This window comes from Flavobacterium sp. GNP002, assembly GCF_054343795.1.
Genome location: NZ_JBTGUW010000001.1, coordinates 533367 through 553844, shown reverse-complemented (window position 1 = coordinate 553844; position 20478 = coordinate 533367). Strand labels below are relative to the sequence as shown.

The window sequence follows — 20478 nt, the reverse complement described above, 5'->3', positions numbered from 1 at the left end:
TTTATAGCAGTTGTAACATATGTCATTACAAATTTTCATTTCGATGCTTTTTGGAATATTATTTCTTCTGCTTTTAATTTTTAGAGTAGTGGAACCAGCTTATATTTTATTTTTTAATAAGCCACTATATATTCATCCTTTTTCTAATAAATTGAAACCAAGTCAACGCGAGATTTTAGTAAATGATTTTCCGTTTTATAATAGGCTTTCTTCAAAGAGGAAAGTGTATTTTGAACATCGGATAAATGAGTTTATCGCTAGATATGAGTTTATAGGAAAGGAAACTGTTATTACAGAACAAATGAGAATGCTGAGTGCGGGAACGTATGTGATGTTAACTTTTGGGATGAGAAATTATCTTGTTACGATATTCAATAAAATAATAATTTATCCTTCCAGTTATTTTTCTACCGTGAATCAAGCGTATCATAAAGGAGAATTTAATCCTAGAATGAAAGCAATAGTTTTTTCGTGGGAAGATTTTTTATTAGGGCATTTAACCTCAAATGATAATATTAATCTGGGTCTACATGAGTTCTCTCATGTGATGCATTTCCATTGCTTAAGAAATATGATCCAAGTGCGATTATCTTTTTTGATGAATTCAATGAAGTTATAAAATATTACAGCGATCCGGTTTTGAATAACGAGTTAACTCGAACAGATTATTTTAGATTGTATGCTTATGAAAATCAATTCGAATTTTTATCGGTTATCTTGGAGCATTTTTTTGAAACTCCCCATGTTTTCATAAAGGAGCATCCAGAACTATATGCACATATTTCAAGAATGATTAATTTTAAAGAAGAATATTTAAAATAAAAATGGCGCTTAAAGCGCCATTTTTTTAGAAGTTTGTTAGCTTCTTTAAATCTTGTATCGTTTGCGTTGGATTCTCCGCTTTAAAAACATAGCTTCCAGCTACAAGAACATCTGCTCCAGCTTCTACTAATTGTTTGGCGTTTTTATTGGTAACACCACCATCAACTTCAATGAGAGTAGTTGCGCCTTTTTTAGTGATTAAAGCTTTTAGTTTTTCAATTTTAGCATACGTGTTTTCGATAAAAGATTGTCCTCCAAAACCTGGATTCACACTCATAATACAAACTAAATCAATGTCATTGATTACATCTTCCAGTAAGTCAATATTAGTGTGTGGATTGATAGCAACTCCAGCTTTCATTCCTTCCGCTTTGATGGCTTGTAGCGTTCTGTGAAGGTGCGTGCAAGCTTCATAGTGTACACTTAGAATATTAGCACCTAATTCAGCGAAAGTTTTAATGTAACGGTCTGGATCCACAATCATCAAGTGAACGTCAATTGTTTTTTTTGCATGGCGGTTGATGGCTTCCAGAACTGGCATTCCATAAGAAATGTTTGGTACAAAAACACCATCCATGATGTCAATATGAAACCAATCGGCTTCACTGTTGTTAATCATTTCGATGTCGCGTTGTAGGTTTCCAAAATCGGCAGCAAGCACTGATGGTGCAATAAGTGTATTCTTCATTGTGTAGTTGTTATGTAGAGATGAACTGCAGTACATCTTTACAGTTTGTGTTGTTTGTGCAAAAGTAGTTTTTTTGCAGCAATTGGCGAAAGTTTTTTTGTAGATACGACTAGCGAATTGTCCTTACATCGCGTAAGGGATAGAGGCGGTATCCTCGTAGCGTAGCGGAGAGATAAAGCCGAAAGCCCGACCCGAAGTTTTTACGGAGGGTTACGCCCAAATCATTATAAAAAGGGAATAGCTTCAAGGGAATCTGAAATGAATTTAGATTAAAAAATAAAACTCCGGAAAACTCGAGCATTTATGCGAACAGACTGGAGTTTTGCTGAAAAAAGCAAAACTCCGGTAATCAGCCGGAGTTTCAATCATCAATCAAAAAACGAACAGTTAATCAGACCGTCGTTACTTATTAGTCGAAAGCTGAAAGTCAAAAATCATACTGTTGTTGGACGATATGATTTTTGACTTTGTAGCATTTGACTGTATTATCCTAAATACGTTTTTAGTATTTTACTTCTTGAAGTGTGTTTTAATCTACGGATTGCTTTTTCCTTGATTTGACGCACACGCTCACGAGTTAAGTCGAAAGTTTCTCCAATTTCCTCTAATGTCATTGGGTGTTGATCGCCAAGACCAAAGTACAAACGTACAACATCAGCCTCTCTTGGAGTCAACGTTTCTAATGAACGCTCGATTTCAGTACGTAATGATTCGTGGATTAATTCTCTGTCTGGATTTGGTGATTCACCTGAACGTAATACATCGTAAAGGTTGGAGTCTTCTCCTTCTACAAGTGGCGCATCCATTGATAGGTGACGACCAGAGTTTTTCATAGACTCTTTTACGTCATTTACGGTCATGTCAAGTTCTTTTGCAATTTCCTCAGCAGATGGTGGTCGCTCGTTAGATTGCTCTAATAAAGCGTACATTTTGTTGATTTTGTTGATAGAACCAATTTTGTTCAAAGGCAAACGAACGATACGAGACTGTTCCGCCAATGCTTGTAAGATAGATTGACGAATCCACCAAACTGCATACGAGATGAATTTGAAACCACGTGTTTCATCAAAACGTTGTGCTGCTTTTATCAATCCTAAATTTCCTTCGTTAATCAAATCGGGAAGTGTTAACCCTTGATTTTGATATTGTTTTGCTACCGAAACCACGAAACGTAAATTGGCTTTTGTCAATTTCTCTAATGCTTTCTGGTCACCGGCTTTAATCTTTTGTGCTAATTCTACCTCTTCGTCAGCGGTAATAAGGTCAACTTTTCCAATTTCTTGTAAATACTTGTCTAATGAAGCAGTTTCACGATTGGTTACCTGCTTGGTGATTTTTAGTTGTCTCATGTTTTTTTTGTCTCCTCAATTTTTAAGTGTACAAATGATTATACGTATGGAGTTACTAAAAAGTTACAATAGTTTCTAAAATAATTTAATTTAAAGCAAAAATTCCGTTTCAAATACATGAAACGGAATTTTTTATAAATAAACCTTTAGTAAACTAAGAATTGATTACTCTTTTTTCTCCTCGCGTGGAGGTCTTGGCATTAAGGCTTTTCTAGATACTTTCTCTTTACGAGTTTTAGGATCTAAACCTAAATATTTAATCATGAATACATCACCCATATTTACTACATCGGCAACATTTTCTGTTCTTTCCCAAGCCAATTCAGAAACGTGAAGTAATACTTCATTTCCTGGAGCGTCAAGGTACTCCACAACTGCACCAAAATCTAGCATTTTGATTACTTTTACTTCGTAAGCTTCTCCCATTTGTGGTTTGAAAGTGATTGACTTAATTTTAGCCAATACTGCCTCAATTCCAGCAGGATCCGTTCCTAAGATTTCGATAACTCCTTGCTCATCTACTTCGTTGATTACGATAGTTGTTCCAGTAGCTTTTTGTAATTCTTGAATTACTTTTCCACCAGGTCCAATCAAAGCACCAATAAAGTTACCAGGAATTGTTCTTGTAATGATTTTTGGAGCATATGCTTTAACATCCGCTTTTGGCTCAGCTAAAGTTTCGATTAATTTTCCAAGAATATGTAAACGACCGTCACGAGCTTGTGCCAATGCTGCTTCCATAATCTCATATTTCAAACCGTCTATTTTGATGTCCATTTGGCAAGCTGTAATTCCTACTGAAGTTCCAGTTACTTTAAAGTCCATATCTCCTAAGTGATCTTCATCACCAAGAATATCAGACAATACAGCAAAACGTTCTCCATCAGTAATTAATCCCATTGCAATCCCAGATACTGGACGAATCATTTGAATACCAGCATCCATTAATGATAATGTTCCAGCACAAACTGTAGCCATAGAAGACGAACCGTTAGATTCTAATACTTCAGAAACGACACGAATTGTATAAGGACAATCAGCAGGAATCATGTTCTTTAATGCTCTTTGTGCTAAGTTTCCGTGACCTACTTCTCTTCTTGAAGTTCCTCTTAATGGACGAGCTTCACCAGTTGAGAAAGGAGGGAAGTTATAATGTAAGTAGAATTTCTCTTCACCTTGTTCTGATGGAGAGTCAATTTGGTTTGCTTCTCTGGATGTTCCTAAAGTTGCCGTTGCCAAAGCTTGAGTTTCTCCACGTGTAAACAATGCTGATCCGTGTACAGATGGTAAATAATCTACTTCACACCAGATTGGTCTGATTTCTGTAGTTTTTCTTCCGTCTAAACGTGTTCCTAAATCTAGGGTTACGTTACGAACCGCTTCTTTGTTTGTTTTGTAAAAATATTTAGAAACTAAATCGCCATTTTCTGCCAATTCTTCTTCTGTAAATAATGCTTTTACTTCTTCTTTTACTTCTGCAAATGAAGCAGTACGTTCTTGTTTTGAAGAACCTTTACTTGCAATAGCATAAATTTTATCGTAAGATGCTGCTTTTACTTTAGCATAAATAGCCTCATCTTCTTTTTCTCCTTCGTAAGTACGAACTTCTTTTTTTCCAAAAGCAGCTTGCAAACGTAGTTGAGCAGCAATTTGATTTTTAATGTGTTCGTGTGCAAATTTAATTGCTTCTAACATTTCTGCTTCTGAAATTTCTTTCATTTCACCTTCTACCATCGCGATAGAATCCATAGAAGCTCCAATCATCATATCAATATCAGATAATGCTAATTGTGCGCGACTTGGATTGATGATGAATTTACCATCAATTCTTCCAACTCTAGCTTCAGAAATTAAAGTTTCGAAAGGGATGTCAGATAAAGCTAATGCTGCTGAAGCGGCTAAACCTGCTAATGCATCTGGCATCACATCTTCATCATAAGACATTAATTGAATCATCACTTGAACTTCTGCGTGATAATCATCTGGGAAAAGTGGACGCAATACACGGTCTACTAAACGCATTGTTAGTACTTCGTTATCGCTTGGACGCGCTTCTCTTTTGAAGAAACCACCAGGAAAACGTCCTGCTGCAGCAAATTTTTCACGATAATCTACCGTAAGTGGTAAAAAGTCGATACCTGGACTTGCTTTTCTTGAAGATACAACTGTTCCTAAAATAACAGTTTTACCTATTCTTACTACTACAGATCCATCCGCTTGTTTGGCTAAACGACCTGTCTCGATTGTGATGTTTCTGCCATCACCTAAATCGATACTTTCTACAAATAATTGTGGAATCATAAATTTAATTTATTAGTTAAACATGGGTTCTAGTTGTGTTGTAGTTGTTGTTTTGCGTAGTTAATGCCTAAAACCCAATGAAAAACCAAACTTTTTTTATTATTGTGTATAAAAACAAAAAGAGGCACTTTCGCACCTCTTTTATATTGATTATTTTCTGATATTCAATACTTTGATAATTTCACGGTATCTGTTGATTTCTGTTTTCTTCAAGTAATCCAACAAAGATCTTCTTTTACCTACAAGCAATACTAATGAACGCTCTGTGTTATAATCGTGACGATTTTTTTTCAAGTGCTCAGTTAAGTGGCTAATTCTGAAAGTGAATAAAGCAATCTGCGCTTCAGCTTTTCCTGTGTTTGTTTTTTCTCCGTGTTGAGCGAAGATTTCTTCTTTAATCTCTTTAGTTAAATACATTCCAATATTTGTTTAATGATTTTTATGTATGTCATATATCTATTATATAACGGGTGCAAAAGTAAAAAATAATTATGAATTATGAATTATGAATTGTGAATTATTTTAAATCAATATATAACTTCGCAATTTCCTGATTAACAAATTCCAAGAATTTTTCATCATCTTCAGTAAAAGGATCTAAGACATGGCTGTCAATATCAATTTGTCCTATATTTTCTCCATTTACAAAAAGTGGTACTACTATTTCTGATTTTACAGTAAAACTACAAGCGATATAATTGTCTTGTGCCGCTACGTCAGGAACTACAAAGTTTTCGTTAGAAACTGCCACTTGTCCACAAATTCCTTTTCCAAAAGGGATTACAGTATGATCTGTTTCTGCTCCTACATAAGGTCCTAAGTGCAATGTTTTAGATTCATGATTTGCAAAATAAAATCCAACCCAATTGTAATAGGAAATGGAGTCGCTAAGCAATTGACAAACAGCTAATAGTTTTTCGTCTCTTGACAAAGTTGTATTTAATGTGATTTCGGTTACTTTTGGTTGTAATTCTTGAAATGTCATATTTTTAATTTTTATTTATACAAAAGTATTTAAAGCCAGTTTCAAAAATTACATAAATTTGTTAAAAAATAGATTTTGAAAAAATATTTTATTCTCTACAAACCTTTTTTGCTTTTTCTGGCAACCTTTTTTTTGACTTACATTGTGTTGACTTTTTTGTACCAGCGCTATCTTAATGGTTTTGACGAAAATAAAATAGATGTTATTACACGAATGGTGAGTAAAAATACGGAGCAAGTGTTGCAAGTTTTCAATAACGGATCTTCAATTGAGGAAAGTGATGGGCATCCTTATATGAAGTTGTTTTACAATCAGAAATACGTTGCCCGAATTGTTGAAGGCTGTAATGCGATTAGTGTAATTGTCTTGTTCATTTCATTTGTGGTTGCTTTTTCAGGAAAGCTAAAAACAACACTGTTTTTTATCTTTGGCGGAAGCCTGCTTATTTATGTGTTGAATGTTTTGAGAATAGCGGCTTTAAGTGCGCTGATTTTTTATTTCCCAAAACAAGAACCGTTTTTACACGGAGTCCTTTTTCCTTTATACATTTATGGTGTAGTTTTTATGTTGTGGTTAATTTGGGTTCGTAAATTTTCAAGATATGCTTCAAAAGATATTAAATAACAAACTGAGGTTCGTACAATTTCTTTTTTTGGTTGTATTATTAGTGCTTGTTCGCGCTTTCGAAAATCAGTTGTTCTATGATCCCTTTCTTGATTTTTTTAAAAAAGATTTTACCAAGTTAAGATTGCCAAGTTTCAATTCAGCCCAATTATTTTTAGGACTATTGTTTCGTTATACATTGAATACAACTGTTTCACTGGGGATTATTTATATCCTTTTCAAAGATCTAGCGATGGTTAAATTTGCATTCGTCCTGTATTATTTTTTCTTCATGATTTTAATTATTGCTTTTTTCTACATAGTCTACTTTGCGAATGAACATAGTAATTGGGTTTTATTTTATGTTCGCAGGTTTTTGATTCAGCCTATTTTTGTCTTATTATTTGTTCCGGGATTTTATTATCAAAAACAATATAAGTAGTCTTTTTTCTTTATCTTTATGTAGGTTTAAGTGTCTGTTTATTAAATCGATAAGGCTATGAAAATTATCAAGCATTCTGGAGATATTGTCGAATTTAATTCTGATAAACTTAAAAAATCACTTTTAAAATCCGGAGCAAGCACTATTGCGGTCGACAACATACTTCATGCTATAAAAAAACAAATGTATGAGGGGATTTCTACCAAGCAAATTTATAAAATGGCTTTTTCATTATTAAAAAAAACGGCTAATTCACATGCAGCGCGTTACAATTTAAGAGAAGGGATACGATTGTTAGGTCCTGCAGGTTTCTTTTTTGAAAAATACATAGCCCGTCTTTTTGCTACGGAAGAATATCAAACGATAACAAATATGACTTTGCAGGGCAAATGTGTGATGCATGAAATTGATGTTTTAGTAAAGAAAAATGAGAATATTTCCATGATTGAATGTAAATACCATGTGGGTAGAGATGCCGCTTCTGATGTGAAAGTTCCTATGTATATTTTGTCTCGTTTTAATGATTTGAAGGAAAGGCAACATGTTATTTTTGAAAAAAAAGATGTTATTTCAAATTGTTGGATCGTCACAAACAATAGGTTTACAACTGATGCTGTCGATTTTGCAAAATGTTCAGGATTGAGTTTGTTAAGTTGGAATTACCCGGTAGACAATAATTTAAAAACTAAAAATGACACGCATTATCTTTATCCGGTAACTTGTTTAACTACATTGTCAATAGCAGAAAAAGATAAGTTATTGATATTAGATGTGATCTTGGTAAAAGAAATAATAAACCATGCGGATAGTTTGGAAAAAATAGGATTAAGCCCCAACCGTATAAAAAACGTATTGAAAGAGGCAACGGAATTATGCCGTTATATTTAAAATAATGTTAAATCGTTTAATTTTAAATTCAAATCAAATGAAAGTTAAATTTATTGGTGGGGCAGGCACAGTGACTGGCTCTAAAACATTAATTGAAAGTAATGGGATTCGGATTTTGATAGATTGTGGGCTGTTCCAGGGAATTAAACCTTTGCGGGAACTCAATTGGGAACCTTTGCCCATTTTGCCATCCACGATAGACTTTGTTTTGCTTACTCATGCTCATTTAGATCATTGTGGTTGGTTGCCAAGGTTGGTAAATCAGGGTTTTGAAGGTAAAATTTATTGCACAAGTCCCACAAAAGATATTACTAAACTCATTCTTCTGGATAGTGCTAAAATTCAAGAAGAAGAGGCTAAAAAAGCGAATGAAGGAAAATATTCGAAACATGAAATTGCGGAACCACTTTATAAGGTAGAGCAAGCTGAAAAAGTATTTCCATTTTTTAGAGTAATTAATGCCAATGAGCCTTTTCCTTTAGATGCCCAAATTGAAGCTGTTTACACTAATGCGGGACATATTTTAGGCGCTTGCAGCATTGCTTTAACACTTGAGAATAAGACCTTAGTTTTTTCGGGCGATATTGGTCGGGATGACGATGTGTTGATGTATCCGCCAACCAAACCCAAAAAAGCCGATTATGTTTTTCTCGAAAGTACCTATGGTGATCGACTGCATCCTCATACAGATACTAAATTAGAACTTGAAACTTATATCAACAATACGGTTGAGAAAGGCGGAACGATTATTATTCCGAGTTTTGCAGTAGAGCGTGCCCAAACCATAATGTATTTGCTGTGGCAGCTAAGGAAAGAAGATAGAATTCCTAATATTCCTTATATTATTGATACTCCAATGGGAATTAATGCACTGAATATTTTTTCCAATAATAAGAAATGGCACAAGTTATCGCTTGAAGAATGTGCCGAAATGAGTAAAATGTTTTCATTAGTTTCTGATTATCAGGAAACAATTGAAGTAATTTTTGATCAGCATCCTAAAGTGGTGATTGCAGCAAGCGGAATGGTAACTGGAGGAAGAGTGTTGGGTTATCTCGAACATTATATTAGTCTTCCGGAAACTACCGTAATTATTGTAGGTTATCAGGCCGAAGGAACGCGTGGACGAAAATTATTAGAAGGTGCGAAAGAAATTAAAATTCATGGTCGCTATTATTCTGTAAAAGCAAATATTCTTGAAATACAAGGTTTGTCAGCGCATGGAGATCAAAAGGATTTGCTGAATTGGTTGTCCGAATTGGAAAATAAACCTACAAGAGTTTTTCTCGTGCATGGAGAAAATCAGCCGATGGATGAACTTCGGATAAAAATTCAGGAAAAGTATGGTTTTGATTGTAAAGTTCCTTTAATGGGACAGGAGTTTGAGTTGTAAATTTTTCAGGAATTTGATTTTTTGAGGTGATAAAATCACTAATTTTGCAAGGTGAAATTTAACAGACATATAAGTTTACTTCTTGCTTTTTTCGTATTGGTTTCCAATATGGGATTAGCTTTTAATGTTCGTTATTGCGGTAATGATATTACTTCGGTTACTCTTAAAACGCCTGCTCAGGATCAGAATTTTGAAAAAGATTGTTGTGGAGTAGTTGAAAAAAAATCTCATTGTTGCAAAGATAAAGAGGTTAAATTTCAAAAGAAAACAGATGATTTAATTCAAAAATCAGTTTCTTTTCATTCGCATTTTATATTTCTAACGAATGAATGGAATCCTTCGGTGTTTTTATTTGTTTCAAATTTTAAAAAAGACTCAATTACTTCGTATTACTGCGATGCAAATGCCCCTCCTTTTTTTAAATTATACCACCAATATATTTTCTACGCGTAGTTTCGATGTTTCTATAAAAGTTAAATCACATTTTTTGTGGTTTTATATTTTTTTTAAACATTAAAAATCTATCATGAAAAAACAAATTTCAATACTTTTATTGTTCTTGTTTTGTAGTTTTAATTCGTTTTCGCAAGATACTTTGCAGGAGATTAAAGTGCAGAATGACCGTAAAAGTTTAAAAAAATCATATAGCCTGACGGCTAATACTACTACACTTACAAGCAAAGAATTACTCAAAGCTGCTTGTTGTAATCTGGCAGAAAGTTTCGAAACAAATCCTTCAATTGATGTCAATTTTTCGGATGCATTGACGGGAACGAAACAAATAAAAATGCTAGGATTGACAAGTCCTTATTTAATGATTACGGAGGAGAATATTCCTTCGGTTCGTGGGGCTTCTCAAGCCTACGGATTGTCATTTACGCCGGGAACTTGGGTAGAAAGTATCCAAATTACCAAAGGTGCCGGAAGTGTAGTCAATGGCTTCGAAAGTATTTCAGGACAAATTAATACCGAATTAATAAAGCCAATCAGCGATATTCCATTTTTTCTGAATTTCTATGGTTCAACAGATTCCCGATTTGAATTAAATACCCATTTTAACAAGAAGATTTCTGATAAATGGAGCAGTAGTCTTTTTGTTCACGGAAATACCAGAGTTTCAAAAAACGATATGAATGACGATGGTTTTCTAGACAATCCATTAGCAAAACAAATCAATGTTTTAAATCGTTGGCAATATACCAACGCTGCAAAAGGGTGGGTGAGTTTCATCAACTTCCGGTATATGAATGATCAAAAACAAACAGGAGAATTAAATTTTGATCCGGATAGGGATAAGGGAACAACTAATTATTGGGGTTCCGAAATTAATACAGAACGTTTTGATGTTTCCACTAAATTAGGATATGTTTTTCCGGATATGCCCTATCAGAGTATTGGTTTTCAAAATGCTTTCAATAGCCATGAACAAAATTCTTATTTTGGATTAAACCAATATAATATTAAACAAAAAAGTTATTATTCGAACCTGATTTTTAATTCAATTATCAATAATACGAAGCATAAATTTTCAACGGGTTTGAACTTCACGTATGATAAATACGGTGAGTTTGTCAATGTGAATGATTTCAGCAGAATTGATAATTCGGTGGGTGCTTTTTTCGAATATACGTATGATAATACGGATAATTTTAGCGTAGTTCTTGGTGGTAGAATAGACAATCATAATCGTTTGGGGACTTTTGCTACGCCAAGATTACATGTGCGTTACAATCCTTGGGAGAAAGGAGTTTTGCGATTTTCGGCAGGAAGAGGGAAGCGAAGCGCAAATGTTTTTGCCGAAAATCAACAGCTTTTGGCAAGTTCAAGAACCTTTGATTTTTTAGATACCAATGGGAAAATATACGGTTTGAATCCTGAAATTGCATGGAATTACGGAGTTAGTTTTATGCAGGGTTTTTTATTTTTTGGTAAAAGTGCTGATGTTGGTTTTGATTTCTACAGAACCGATTTTCAAAATCAAGCTGTTGTTGATGTATTACAAAGTCCACAACAGGTTTTGTTTTATAACTTAAAAGGGAAGTCGTATGCGAATAGTTTGCAAGTAGAGTTTAATTATGAACTGAAAAAGCATTTTAATTTGAGAACAGCTTACAAATTCTATGATATTCAAACAGATTATTTATCAGGAGCTTATCAAAGACCTTTACAGGCAAAACATCGTTTCTTTGGGAATTTAGGATATGAAACACATATTTTAGATAAGGGAAAACAATGGAAGTTTGATTATACTTTCAATTGGCTCGGCAAACAACAATTACCCAATACTTCAACTAATCCTGAAGGAGACAGATTGCCTGAATTTTCGCCGTCATTTTCTGTAATGAATGTCCAGGTTACCAGAACTTTTTCTTCTACTTTTGAAATATACATTGGTGGAGAAAATATTGGGAATTACAAACAGGACAATGTTATATTAGGTAATGAAAACCCATTTGGACCTACTTTTGACGCATCAATAGTTTATGGTCCAGTTTTTGGACAAATGTATTATGCGGGTTTACGGTTTAAAATTAAATAATCTTAAAAAATTTAAATGATGAAAAATATCATAGTAATATTGTTACTGACATTTGTTGGATTTACAGTTCAGGCTCAAGAGGTGAAAAATAAAAACGCTAAAGTTGAATTTCAGGTGAACGGGAATTGTGAAATGTGTAAAAAGAGAATCGAGAAAGCGGCATTGAGTGTTTCAGGAGTGAAATCTGCCGATTGGCATATGGATTGTGGTACTTTATATTTGATAGTAAACGAGCAGAAAACTGATGTGACTACAATTCAAAAAGCGATTGCAAAAGCAGGTCACGATACTGATGAAGTAAAGGCTTTAAAGGAAGATTATGAAAAACTTCACACTTGTTGTCAATATGAGCGAAAATAATTTTAAAAAACCAAAGTGGAAGCTTTGGTTTTTTTAATGCCCGATTTTAATTTTTTTTAAGTTAAGGTTGTAAACTAAAAAATAACTGTTTTGTATATAACTAGAATAACGATTGTTACAAACAACATTTGATTGTAAACTAGGTAAAGTTAATTCGGCTAATTTAAATAGTTAATAAAACTTTAAAATAGTATCATAAATTGTGGTTAAGATATATTATCCGTACTTTCACGCACGAATAATTTTAGCATAAAACACCGTAGAATGAACGATTTTGATTGGAAGAATTTGATTGACCCGCTTTTTTATATTCATTTTGATGTTAATGGAATTAAATTGGGTATTTATATAGTTTTATTTATTGTTTTTGCAGAAACAGGTCTTTTTGCGGGTTTCTTTTTACCGGGTGACAGTTTGTTGTTTTTGGCAGGGATTTACAGCCGTGATTTAATAGAGAATATTGTATTTATTAATAACGATTTTATAAATGTTGTTCTTTTATCAACCCTTGTGGCATTATCAGGAATATTGGGAAATGTTGTAGGATATTGGTTTGGTTCAAAAAGTGGTTACTATTTGTACAACAAGGAAGATAGTTTTTGGTTTAAGAAAAAATACTTGGTTCAATCAAAAGACTTTTTTGAAAAATACGGAGGTAAAGCAATTATTTTTGCTCGTTTTCTTCCAATATTTAGAACCTTTGCGCCTATAGTAGCAGGAATTGTGTCCATGGATAAACAAAAATTCATGTTTTATAATATCTTAAGTTCATTTATCTGGTCGTTTACATTAATTTTTGCAGGACACTATTTATATGGATTCTTGCTTGATAATTATCAAATTGATTTAAAGGAACATATCGAGTTAATTGTTTTGATTTTAGTCGGAATTACTGTTTTACCTGTAATTTATAAGTTCAGCAGAAAATCAAAAACTCAAGAATAATAAATATTTTGTAGCATAAAAAAACCGTCCTGATTTACATCGGGACGGTTTTTTATTTATTAAGGATTGATATTACATCATTCCTGGCATACCTCCACCCATTGGGTTTCCACCGCCATTATCTTCTTTAATATCAATCAAAGCACATTCAGTAGTCAATATCATTCCAGCAACCGAAGCTGCGTTTTCTAATGCTACACGTGTTACTTTTTTAGGATCAATAATTCCTGCTTTAAGCATATCAACATACTCGTCTGTTTTTGCGTTGTAACCAAAATCGCCTGAACCTTCGGCTACTTTTGCAACAACAACTGAACCTTCAAGTCCTGCATTTTCAACAATAGTTCTCAATGGAGACTCTACAGCACGAGATACAATTTGAATTCCTGTTGCTTCATCTGCATTATCAGCTTTAATTGTGCTAAGTGCATTTTTAGCTCTCAATAAAGCTACACCACCACCAGCAACAATTCCTTCTTCAACAGCAGCACGAGTTGCGTGAAGAGCATCGTCAACTCTGTCTTTTTTCTCTTTCATTTCTACTTCAGAAGCAGCACCAACATAAAGTACAGCAACTCCACCAGCTAATTTAGCCAAACGTTCCTGCAACTTTTCTTTGTCATAATCAGAAGTGGTAGCTTCCATTTGACCTTTGATTTGGTTTACGCGATTTTTGATGATATCAGCTTCGCCAGCACCACTTACAATTGTAGTATTATCTTTATCGATAGTCACTTTCTTAGCAGTTCCTAACATTTCGATAGTTGTGTTTTCTAAAGTGTATCCTCTTTCTTCAGAAATTACAGTTCCACCAGTTAAGATAGCGATATCTTCTAACATTGCTTTTCTTCTGTCACCAAAACCAGGTGCTTTTACAGCAGCAATTTTCAAAGCTCCACGTAATTTATTTACAACTAATGTAGATAATGCTTCACCATCAACATCTTCAGCAATAATCAATAATGGTTTTCCAGATTGAGCAACTGGCTCAAGAACTGGTAATAATTCTTTTAATGAAGAAACTTTTTTATCGTACAAAAGGATATAAGGATTTTCCAATTCTACTTCCATTTTTTCTGAATTAGTCACAAAATACGGAGAAAGATATCCTCTGTCAAATTGCATTCCTTCTACAACATCAACATACGTATCAGTTCCTTTGGCTTCTTCAACAGTAATAACACCTTCTTTTCCAACTTTTGCGAAAGCAGTAGCGATTAACTCACCAATTACTTCGTCATTGTTAGCAGAAATCGAAGCAATTTGTTTAATTTTCTCAGAATCACTTCCTACTACTTTTGCTTGTTTTGCTAAGTCAGCCACAATAGCTTCAACTGCTTTGTCAATACCACGTTTCAAATCCATTGGATTTGCACCCGCAGCAACGTTTTTCAAGCCTTCTTTTACTATAGCTTGAGCCAATACAGTTGCAGTTGTAGTTCCGTCTCCAGCTAAATCATTAGTTTTAGACGCTACTTCTTTTACCATTTGAGCACCCATGTTTTCCAATGGATCTTTTAATTCAATTTCTTTTGCAACGGTAACACCATCTTTAGTAACGTTTGGTCCACCAAAAGCTTTTCCAATAATTACATTACGACCTTTTGGTCCTAGCGTTACTTTTACTGCATTTGCCAATGCATCAACACCACGTTTTAATCCGTCACGTGCTTCAATATCAAATTTTATATCTTTTGCCATTTTAATTTTATTTGTTAATTCGTTTATTTGTTAATTCGATTATATTATTGCTAAAATATCGTCTTCACGCATGATCAAATAATCTTTTCCTTCCAGTTTTAATTCAGTTCCAGCGTATTTACCGTAAAGAACAGAATCTCCAATTTTTACAGTCATTGTGTGTTCTTTTGTTCCGTTTCCAACAGCAACAACAGTTCCTTTTTGGGGTTTTTCTTTAGCTGTATCTGGAATAAAAATCCCTGAAGCAGTTTTTGTTTCAGCTGCAACGGGTTCGATAAGAACTCTGTCTGAAAGTGGTTTAATGTTTAAAGCCATGATTTTATATTTTTTTAGTATTTATTTTTATTACGGTTATAGAGATTTCAGAAATTGTGCCATCCTAATGAAACTGACATAATTTCTTATAAAAAATGCCAGCTTTGACAGGCTGGCATTTAGAATATGTTGTAATAATTTATTTTGCTGGATTTGTTGCAGCAGGTGTGTTTTGAGCAGGAGCAACAGGCGTGTTTGTAGCTGGCGCTGCACTTCCTGTGTTTTCAATGATTTTAGAATCGGTATCACTCAATGTTCCTGTAAAGCTTAAGCTAGAAAGTAATATAAGTGCAATTAATATAGTTGCTAATGTCCAAGTGCTTTTGTCTAAAAAATCAGTTGTTTTTTGTACTCCACCTAACATTTGAGAACCACCTATTGTAGATGATAATCCTCCACCTTTAGGGTTTTGAACCATTATAACTACGATTAATAGAAAACAAACTATAGTTATTAAAACTAAAAAAATTGAAAATGTGCTCATTGTTTAATTATTATTATGTTGTAAAATCTTAATATCCGATATGCGGTCTGCAAAGAAACTACTTTTTTCTGGATATTTCAAAATTAATATTTCATAAGCTTGAATCGCTTTTTGATATTTTTTTTGTTCCAAATAGACTCTAGCCAAAGTTTCCGTCATCAAGAAGGAATTATCGGCTGCATTTAAGTCAAAAGTAACGGTGGAAGCAACTCCGTGTTTTACCGGAGAAATCTTTGGACTCGCTTCAATAAACTTATCTATTAATTCTAATTTTTTTCTTTTGTCTTCATCTATTATAGGAAGTGGCAAATTAATAGGGCTTTCTTTTTCTCTTTCGATAGGCTCAGTACGGGAAAGTTGAAGCCATTCTTGAAAGGAATGTTGTTCACTTTTAGAGAAATCTAAAGGCTTTCCAATTGCCAGTTTCTCTTCTGGGGTTTTTGAAGAATTATCATCAACATCAACTGCTGAAGCCTCTTTTATTGAAGTTAGTATGGATCTTTCTAAAGAATTTATTTTAGACTCCGTTTTTTCTTCAGTAACAATAATTTCACTGTCGACTACTTTTATATCAAGAATTTCTAATGCTTTTTTATCGTAAAGTCCTTTTTGAATCGAAGTAAACGTATCCGAAGTGATGAAATCAAATAAAATAGATCGGTCTGTTGAATGTGCTGCAGTAATTTTTAGAGCAGTATTGTATTTAAAACTGTTTTGATTGTAAAGCCCTTTTAATTGAATTGCTCTGGCACTTTGAAAATAAGGAAACTCGACGAGTACTTTTTCCAAAGCTTCCGTTTGCTTTTCATGGATAGAATCAGGTTTATTAATCAAATAAGTATAATCGGTTACGTTCATATAGGGTATTCGTTTATTTGGTCATTCGTTTATTTGTTCTCCGATTAACCGAATCAACAAATAACCGAATCAATACTTCATTTACCATTTTGCAAGAGACTCATTAAATATATCCTGTGTAATTCTTTCAAAAATTTCCTTTAAAGCGCTGTTTAAAGTTGCACCTGTTAATTGCTGTTCCGCAGGATAATCGTAGAAAAATGTGAATGGTTTTTCAAAATCATCGGACTCTTTATTTTTATTTGTAAACCGAACATTAACCCGAATCGTTAAACGGTTTTGAGCAGCTCGCTGATCCGCTGTTGCGGTCATTGGACTTATTCTGTAATCTACAATTTCTCCTTCATAGGTCAAATCAGCGCCATTTTTGACCAAGTTCAAATTGGTTTGGTTCTGAATTAAATCTTGAAGTTCTAATGTAAATGTTCTGTCAATACCAGGTTCAATCAATTCAGCGTTATTCTGAAAAAAACCAACCTGAAATGTTTTAGCGTCAATTTTGCCAGTTCCGGTAAAGTTATAAACCGAGCAACTATTGATGCTCAGTGCAAATATTGAAAGAAGAATAAATTTGATATGTTTCATTTTTTATTTTAAAAATTACTTCGCAGGTTCGCTAAGGCTTAGGCCAAAGATATTCATTTTGAATTAAATCATTTTGTCTCTTAGTGTTTTTGTGGTAAAAACTACAAGTCAAATTGCTTAATTTTTCTATATAAAGTCCGTTCAGAAATGCCTAATTCGTCTGCGGCAGCTTTTCGTTTTCCTTTGTTTTTTTCTAATGATTTTTTAATCATTTCGATTTCTTTTTGTTCTAAACGCAAAGTTTCTTCTTCTTCGATTGTTTCTGCAAAAAGATAATTGTCATCATGTTCCTGATATAAATCATCATTGTTTTGAGACGCTATTAATGATGCTCTAGGTTCTTCTTCAAAATCGATTTCACTGTCATTTTCTTTTGAACCGTATATTTTTTTTATCAAATTTTGATTTGTCTCCTGCACTTTTGAACTTCCGTTTTGAATCAATTCTAATGTTAGTTTTTTCAAATCATTCAAATCATTTTTCATATCAAAAAGGACTTTGTACAAAATTTCTCTTTCGGTACTAAAATCACTTTCACTTTTCTTGTCCTTTATAACAGATGGTAAATTGTTTCCCAAAACCGGAAGATACGATTGCAAAGTTACTGCTGATATATCTCGATTCGTTTCTAAAACGGAGATTTGTTCGGCTACATTTCGCAATTGTCTAATGTTTCCGCTCCAGCGAAATTTCTGTAGTAACTGAACTGCATTCTCATCCAGTTTCAAAGGTGGCATTTTGTATTTATGGGCAAAATCAGCAACGAATTTCCGGAATAATAAATGAATGTCATCTTTTCGATCGCGCAAAGGAGGTAAAGTAATATCCACCGTACTCAAACGATAATATAAATCCTCACGAAATTTTCCTTTTTCGATAGCATCAAATAAATTGACATTCGTAGCGGCTACAATTCTCACGTCAGTTTTTTGAACCTGTGAAGAACCTACTTTTATAAATTCCCCATTTTCAAGAACACGCAACAAACGCACTTGAGTGGTAAGTGGTAATTCACCTACTTCATCCAAGAAAATAGTTCCGCCGTCAGCGACTTCAAAATAACCCTCGCGAGTTCCTGTGGCTCCGGTAAACGCCCCTTTTTCATGTCCGAAAAGCTCACTATCAATCGTTCCTTCTGGAATGGCTCCACAGTTTACAGCAATGTATTTTCCGTGTTTTCTGTGCGAAAGCGAATGAATAATTCTAGGAATATTCTCTTTTCCAACGCCACTTTCTCCCGCTACTAATACAGTAATATCAGTAGGAGCAACCTGTATGGCTTTTTCTATCGCACGATTAAGCTTCGGGTCATTCCCGATAATCTCAAATCGTTGTTTTATAGCTTGAACTGATTCCATTTTATTTTTGTTTAAAGTTTTCTTTGTTTCAGGTTTCAAGTTATCGAGAGAACTTTAAACCTGAAACCTGAAACAAACTTTTTTAATTCATCTCACTCAACCCAACTGCTTTTCCTTTTAAGGTTCCGCTGGTACAGCTTTCAATTTTAACCAAAACAAAATCACCAATCTTGTAATTCTCTTTTGGAAAAACAACGGTAATACTTTGTGAATTTCTTCCAGAAAATTCTTCTGTTGATTTTTTGGAAACTTTTTCTACTAAAACTTCTACGGTTTGTCCAATGAATTCTTCACTGCGGAACCAAGCGTGTTTTTGCTGTAAATCAACAATTTCCTGTAATCTTCTGGCTTTCGTTTCTTCGGTAACGTCATCTTCCATTTTTCTTCCTGCCAATGTTCCCGGACGTTCTGAATATGAGTACATATAACCAAAATTATATTTTACATATTCCATCAAACTTAAGGTGTCTTGATGATCTTGTTCAGTTTCTGTTGGGAAACCAGCAATCATATCCTGTGAAATAGAGCTATTTGGAATAATAGTTCTGATTTTGTCAATCAAAGTCATGTATTCTTCACGCGTGTGCAAACGGTTCATTTCTTTTAGAATTCTATTGCTTCCAGATTGAACTGGCAAGTGAATATGCTTGCAAATATTAGGATGCTTCGCAATCACATGCAAAACACTTTCGTGCATATCTTGCGGATTTGACGTCGAAAATCTAATGCGCATTTTTGGAAAACCAACCGCTACCATTTCCAGTAATTGATCAAAGTCAACTGCAGTAGCTTTTTGCATTTCGGTAGCATTCTCAAAATCTTTTTTCAATCCGCCGCCGTACCAAAGGAAACTATCCACGTTTTGTCCCAAAAGCGTAATTTCTTTAAATCCTTTGTCCCATAAATCTTGGATTTCTTTCATGATACTTTGTGGTTCACGGCTGCGTTCGCGTCCGCGGGTAAAAGGTACCACGCAAAACGTACACATATTATCACAACCACGCGTGATAGAAACCAAAGCTGTAATTCCGTTGCTCATCAATCGAACCGGTGAAATATCACCATAGGTTTCGTCTTTCGACAAAATCACGTTAATCGCATCACGGCCTTCTTCAACTTCTTGCAAAAGGTTTGGTAAATCTTTATAAGCATCAGGCCCCACAACAAGGTCTACAATTTTTTCTTCTTCGAGGAATTGACTTTTCAAACGCTCGGCCATACAGCCTAAAACGCCGACTTTCATTTTTGGATTAATGCGTTTCACCGCATTGTATTTCTCTAAACGTTTGCGAATGGTTTGCTCTGCCTTGTCCCGAATAGAACAGGTGTTCACCAAAACCAAATCGGCTTCTTCCAGCACTTGAGTTGTGTTGTATCCGTTTCCAGATAATATGGAAGCTACAATTTCGCTGTCCGAAAAATTCATCGCACAACCATAACTTTCAATAAATAGTTTTTTTGTATTCTCAGGTTTATTCTCTAGAACAAGACTCTCGCCCTGCTTACTTTCTTCAATAATCTTTTCCATCATGTATTTTCAAAGGACAAAGATAACGCAATTCAAATAAATATGACAAGATGTCAGATTAAGAATTAACACTATTTTAAGGCATTTTTTCTGGATAGCTATTTACTTCGTGAGTTGGCTTCGCTCGTGTTCCGCTTTCCGTTAGAATCCCGACCTTTCAGGATTCACAAAAAAAGTAAAGTTTCCAAAGTCCTAAAAAAAACCTTCCGTTGGTCGTTTTTTAGAACAGGAAACTTTTGCTTTTTTGCTCCTGGCTTTTCAATGCATTCGGGACTGGACTGAACTCCATTTAAAATAAATCTATTGTGAATTAATCGGGGCTAAAAACAGTCGA

The 20478-nt window shown here is 34.1% G+C and carries 22 protein-coding genes; 10 read left to right on the top strand and 12 right to left on the bottom strand.

The features are described 5' to 3' along the window. Window positions 1–19: 19 nt before the first annotated feature. Window positions 20–619: a zinc-dependent peptidase gene (locus ACXX80_RS02530; RefSeq protein ID WP_458551855.1), complete on the top strand. Its 600-nt coding sequence runs from the start codon at window positions 20–22 to the stop codon at window positions 617–619. Beyond that, window positions 559–822 carry a zinc-dependent peptidase gene (locus ACXX80_RS02525; RefSeq protein ID WP_458551854.1) on the top strand — a complete coding sequence of 88 codons (264 nt, stop codon included), beginning with the start codon at window positions 559–561 and terminating at the stop codon, window positions 820–822. Before ACXX80_RS02530 ends, ACXX80_RS02525 begins: the two co-directional genes overlap by 61 nt. A gap of 25 nt (window positions 823–847) precedes the next feature. On the opposite strand, the gene rpe is transcribed toward ACXX80_RS02525, so the two are convergent. From rpe to ACXX80_RS02500, 5 genes are all read right to left on the bottom strand, one after another. Beyond that, window positions 848–1510 (bottom strand): ribulose-phosphate 3-epimerase, encoded by a 663-nt coding sequence (gene rpe / locus ACXX80_RS02520; protein WP_458551853.1) that lies wholly within the window; start codon window positions 1508–1510, stop codon window positions 848–850. A 485-nt stretch (window positions 1511–1995) separates the two neighbouring features. After that, window positions 1996–2859: a sigma-70 family RNA polymerase sigma factor gene (locus tag ACXX80_RS02515; RefSeq protein ID WP_007137700.1), complete on the bottom strand. Its 864-nt coding sequence runs from the start codon at window positions 2857–2859 to the stop codon at window positions 1996–1998. Between the two features lie 165 nt (window positions 2860–3024). Beyond that, window positions 3025–5160, bottom strand: coding sequence for a polyribonucleotide nucleotidyltransferase (locus tag ACXX80_RS02510; RefSeq protein WP_417950488.1), 2136 nt, complete (start codon window positions 5158–5160; stop codon window positions 3025–3027). Window positions 5161–5310: 150 nt separating this feature from the next. Beyond that, window positions 5311–5577, bottom strand: coding sequence for a 30S ribosomal protein S15 (rpsO, locus tag ACXX80_RS02505; protein WP_113634840.1), 267 nt, complete (start codon window positions 5575–5577; stop codon window positions 5311–5313). A gap of 100 nt (window positions 5578–5677) precedes the next feature. Then, the gene (locus ACXX80_RS02500; protein WP_417950487.1) at window positions 5678–6145 is read right to left on the bottom strand and encodes an XrtF-associated fRMsr-like GAF protein; all 468 of its coding nucleotides are present in this window, start codon (window positions 6143–6145) and stop codon (window positions 5678–5680) included. A gap of 75 nt (window positions 6146–6220) precedes the next feature. Here ACXX80_RS02500 and xrtF point away from each other — a divergent pair, with 75 nt between their 5' ends. From xrtF to ACXX80_RS02460, 8 genes are all read left to right on the top strand, one after another. After that, window positions 6221–6769, top strand: a complete 549-nt coding sequence (gene xrtF, locus ACXX80_RS02495; protein ID WP_458551852.1) for an exosortase family protein XrtF — start codon at window positions 6221–6223, stop codon at window positions 6767–6769. Next, window positions 6747–7190: an exosortase F system-associated membrane protein gene (locus ACXX80_RS02490; RefSeq protein WP_458551851.1), complete on the top strand. Its 444-nt coding sequence runs from the start codon at window positions 6747–6749 to the stop codon at window positions 7188–7190. Before xrtF ends, ACXX80_RS02490 begins: the two co-directional genes overlap by 23 nt. 57 nt (window positions 7191–7247) lie before the next feature. Then, the gene (locus ACXX80_RS02485) at window positions 7248–8078 is read left to right on the top strand and encodes an ATP cone domain-containing protein (RefSeq protein ID WP_458551850.1); all 831 of its coding nucleotides are present in this window, start codon (window positions 7248–7250) and stop codon (window positions 8076–8078) included. A 37-nt stretch (window positions 8079–8115) separates the two neighbouring features. Next, window positions 8116–9471 (top strand): MBL fold metallo-hydrolase, encoded by a 1356-nt coding sequence (locus tag ACXX80_RS02480; protein WP_458551849.1) that lies wholly within the window; start codon window positions 8116–8118, stop codon window positions 9469–9471. Window positions 9472–9522: 51 nt separating this feature from the next. Then, window positions 9523–9924 (top strand): HYC_CC_PP family protein, encoded by a 402-nt coding sequence (locus ACXX80_RS02475; protein WP_458551848.1) that lies wholly within the window; start codon window positions 9523–9525, stop codon window positions 9922–9924. Window positions 9925–9997: 73 nt separating this feature from the next. Next, complete coding sequence (locus ACXX80_RS02470) at window positions 9998–12010, top strand: TonB-dependent receptor plug domain-containing protein (protein ID WP_458551847.1); 2013 nt, start codon at window positions 9998–10000, stop codon at window positions 12008–12010. An 18-nt stretch (window positions 12011–12028) separates the two neighbouring features. Continuing rightward, the gene (locus ACXX80_RS02465) at window positions 12029–12370 is read left to right on the top strand and encodes a heavy-metal-associated domain-containing protein (protein ID WP_458551846.1); all 342 of its coding nucleotides are present in this window, start codon (window positions 12029–12031) and stop codon (window positions 12368–12370) included. Between the two features lie 264 nt (window positions 12371–12634). Beyond that, complete coding sequence (locus ACXX80_RS02460) at window positions 12635–13315, top strand: DedA family protein (RefSeq protein WP_458551845.1); 681 nt, start codon at window positions 12635–12637, stop codon at window positions 13313–13315. 72 nt (window positions 13316–13387) lie between these two features. Here the strand turns inward: ACXX80_RS02460 and groL are convergent, their stop codons facing one another. The 7 genes from groL to miaB form a co-directional block, all read right to left on the bottom strand. Next, window positions 13388–15016 (bottom strand): chaperonin GroEL, encoded by a 1629-nt coding sequence (gene groL / locus ACXX80_RS02455; RefSeq protein WP_039108955.1) that lies wholly within the window; start codon window positions 15014–15016, stop codon window positions 13388–13390. Between the two features lie 39 nt (window positions 15017–15055). After that, window positions 15056–15331: a co-chaperone GroES gene (locus ACXX80_RS02450; RefSeq protein WP_007137725.1), complete on the bottom strand. Its 276-nt coding sequence runs from the start codon at window positions 15329–15331 to the stop codon at window positions 15056–15058. Between the two features lie 139 nt (window positions 15332–15470). Next, window positions 15471–15815 (bottom strand): preprotein translocase subunit SecG, encoded by a 345-nt coding sequence (gene secG, locus ACXX80_RS02445; protein ID WP_282727367.1) that lies wholly within the window; start codon window positions 15813–15815, stop codon window positions 15471–15473. A 3-nt stretch (window positions 15816–15818) separates the two neighbouring features. Further along, complete coding sequence (locus ACXX80_RS02440; RefSeq protein ID WP_458551844.1) at window positions 15819–16673, bottom strand: tetratricopeptide repeat protein; 855 nt, start codon at window positions 16671–16673, stop codon at window positions 15819–15821. A gap of 81 nt (window positions 16674–16754) precedes the next feature. Then, window positions 16755–17258, bottom strand: a complete 504-nt coding sequence (locus tag ACXX80_RS02435) for an LptE family protein (RefSeq protein WP_458551843.1) — start codon at window positions 17256–17258, stop codon at window positions 16755–16757. A 101-nt stretch (window positions 17259–17359) separates the two neighbouring features. Continuing rightward, window positions 17360–18616, bottom strand: coding sequence for a sigma-54 interaction domain-containing protein (locus ACXX80_RS02430; protein ID WP_458551842.1), 1257 nt, complete (start codon window positions 18614–18616; stop codon window positions 17360–17362). A gap of 82 nt (window positions 18617–18698) precedes the next feature. Further along, on the bottom strand, window positions 18699–20144 hold the full coding sequence (miaB, locus tag ACXX80_RS02425) for a tRNA (N6-isopentenyl adenosine(37)-C2)-methylthiotransferase MiaB (RefSeq protein WP_458551841.1): 1446 nt from the start codon (window positions 20142–20144) through the stop codon (window positions 18699–18701). Between the last annotated feature and the right edge of the window lie 334 nt (window positions 20145–20478).

Bases quoted from the DNA above. Each gene is read 5' to 3' on its own strand.
- ACXX80_RS02490 (WP_458551851.1), top strand. From the start codon at position 6,747: ATGCTTCAAAAGATATTAAATAACAAACTGAGGTTCGTACAATTTCTT.
- ACXX80_RS02530 (WP_458551855.1), top strand. From the start codon at position 20: ATGTCATTACAAATTTTCATTTCGATGCTTTTTGGAATATTATTTCTT.
- ACXX80_RS02450 (WP_007137725.1), bottom strand. From the start codon at position 15,331: ATGGCTTTAAACATTAAACCACTTTCAGACAGAGTTCTTATCGAACCC.
- ACXX80_RS02515 (WP_007137700.1), bottom strand. From the start codon at position 2,859: ATGAGACAACTAAAAATCACCAAGCAGGTAACCAATCGTGAAACTGCT.
- ACXX80_RS02510 (WP_417950488.1), bottom strand. From the start codon at position 5,160: ATGATTCCACAATTATTTGTAGAAAGTATCGATTTAGGTGATGGCAGA.
- miaB (WP_458551841.1), bottom strand. From the start codon at position 20,144: ATGGAAAAGATTATTGAAGAAAGTAAGCAGGGCGAGAGTCTTGTTCTA.
- ACXX80_RS02470 (WP_458551847.1), top strand. From the start codon at position 9,998: ATGAAAAAACAAATTTCAATACTTTTATTGTTCTTGTTTTGTAGTTTT.
- rpsO (WP_113634840.1), bottom strand. From the start codon at position 5,577: ATGTATTTAACTAAAGAGATTAAAGAAGAAATCTTCGCTCAACACGGA.
- ACXX80_RS02465 (WP_458551846.1), top strand. From the start codon at position 12,029: ATGAAAAATATCATAGTAATATTGTTACTGACATTTGTTGGATTTACA.
- ACXX80_RS02460 (WP_458551845.1), top strand. From the start codon at position 12,635: ATGAACGATTTTGATTGGAAGAATTTGATTGACCCGCTTTTTTATATT.
- ACXX80_RS02435 (WP_458551843.1), bottom strand. From the start codon at position 17,258: ATGAAACATATCAAATTTATTCTTCTTTCAATATTTGCACTGAGCATC.
- secG (WP_282727367.1), bottom strand. From the start codon at position 15,815: ATGAGCACATTTTCAATTTTTTTAGTTTTAATAACTATAGTTTGTTTT.
- ACXX80_RS02430 (WP_458551842.1), bottom strand. From the start codon at position 18,616: ATGGAATCAGTTCAAGCTATAAAACAACGATTTGAGATTATCGGGAAT.
- ACXX80_RS02480 (WP_458551849.1), top strand. From the start codon at position 8,116: ATGAAAGTTAAATTTATTGGTGGGGCAGGCACAGTGACTGGCTCTAAA.
- rpe (WP_458551853.1), bottom strand. From the start codon at position 1,510: ATGAAGAATACACTTATTGCACCATCAGTGCTTGCTGCCGATTTTGGA.
- ACXX80_RS02485 (WP_458551850.1), top strand. From the start codon at position 7,248: ATGAAAATTATCAAGCATTCTGGAGATATTGTCGAATTTAATTCTGAT.
- ACXX80_RS02500 (WP_417950487.1), bottom strand. From the start codon at position 6,145: ATGACATTTCAAGAATTACAACCAAAAGTAACCGAAATCACATTAAAT.
- groL (WP_039108955.1), bottom strand. From the start codon at position 15,016: ATGGCAAAAGATATAAAATTTGATATTGAAGCACGTGACGGATTAAAA.
- ACXX80_RS02440 (WP_458551844.1), bottom strand. From the start codon at position 16,673: ATGAACGTAACCGATTATACTTATTTGATTAATAAACCTGATTCTATC.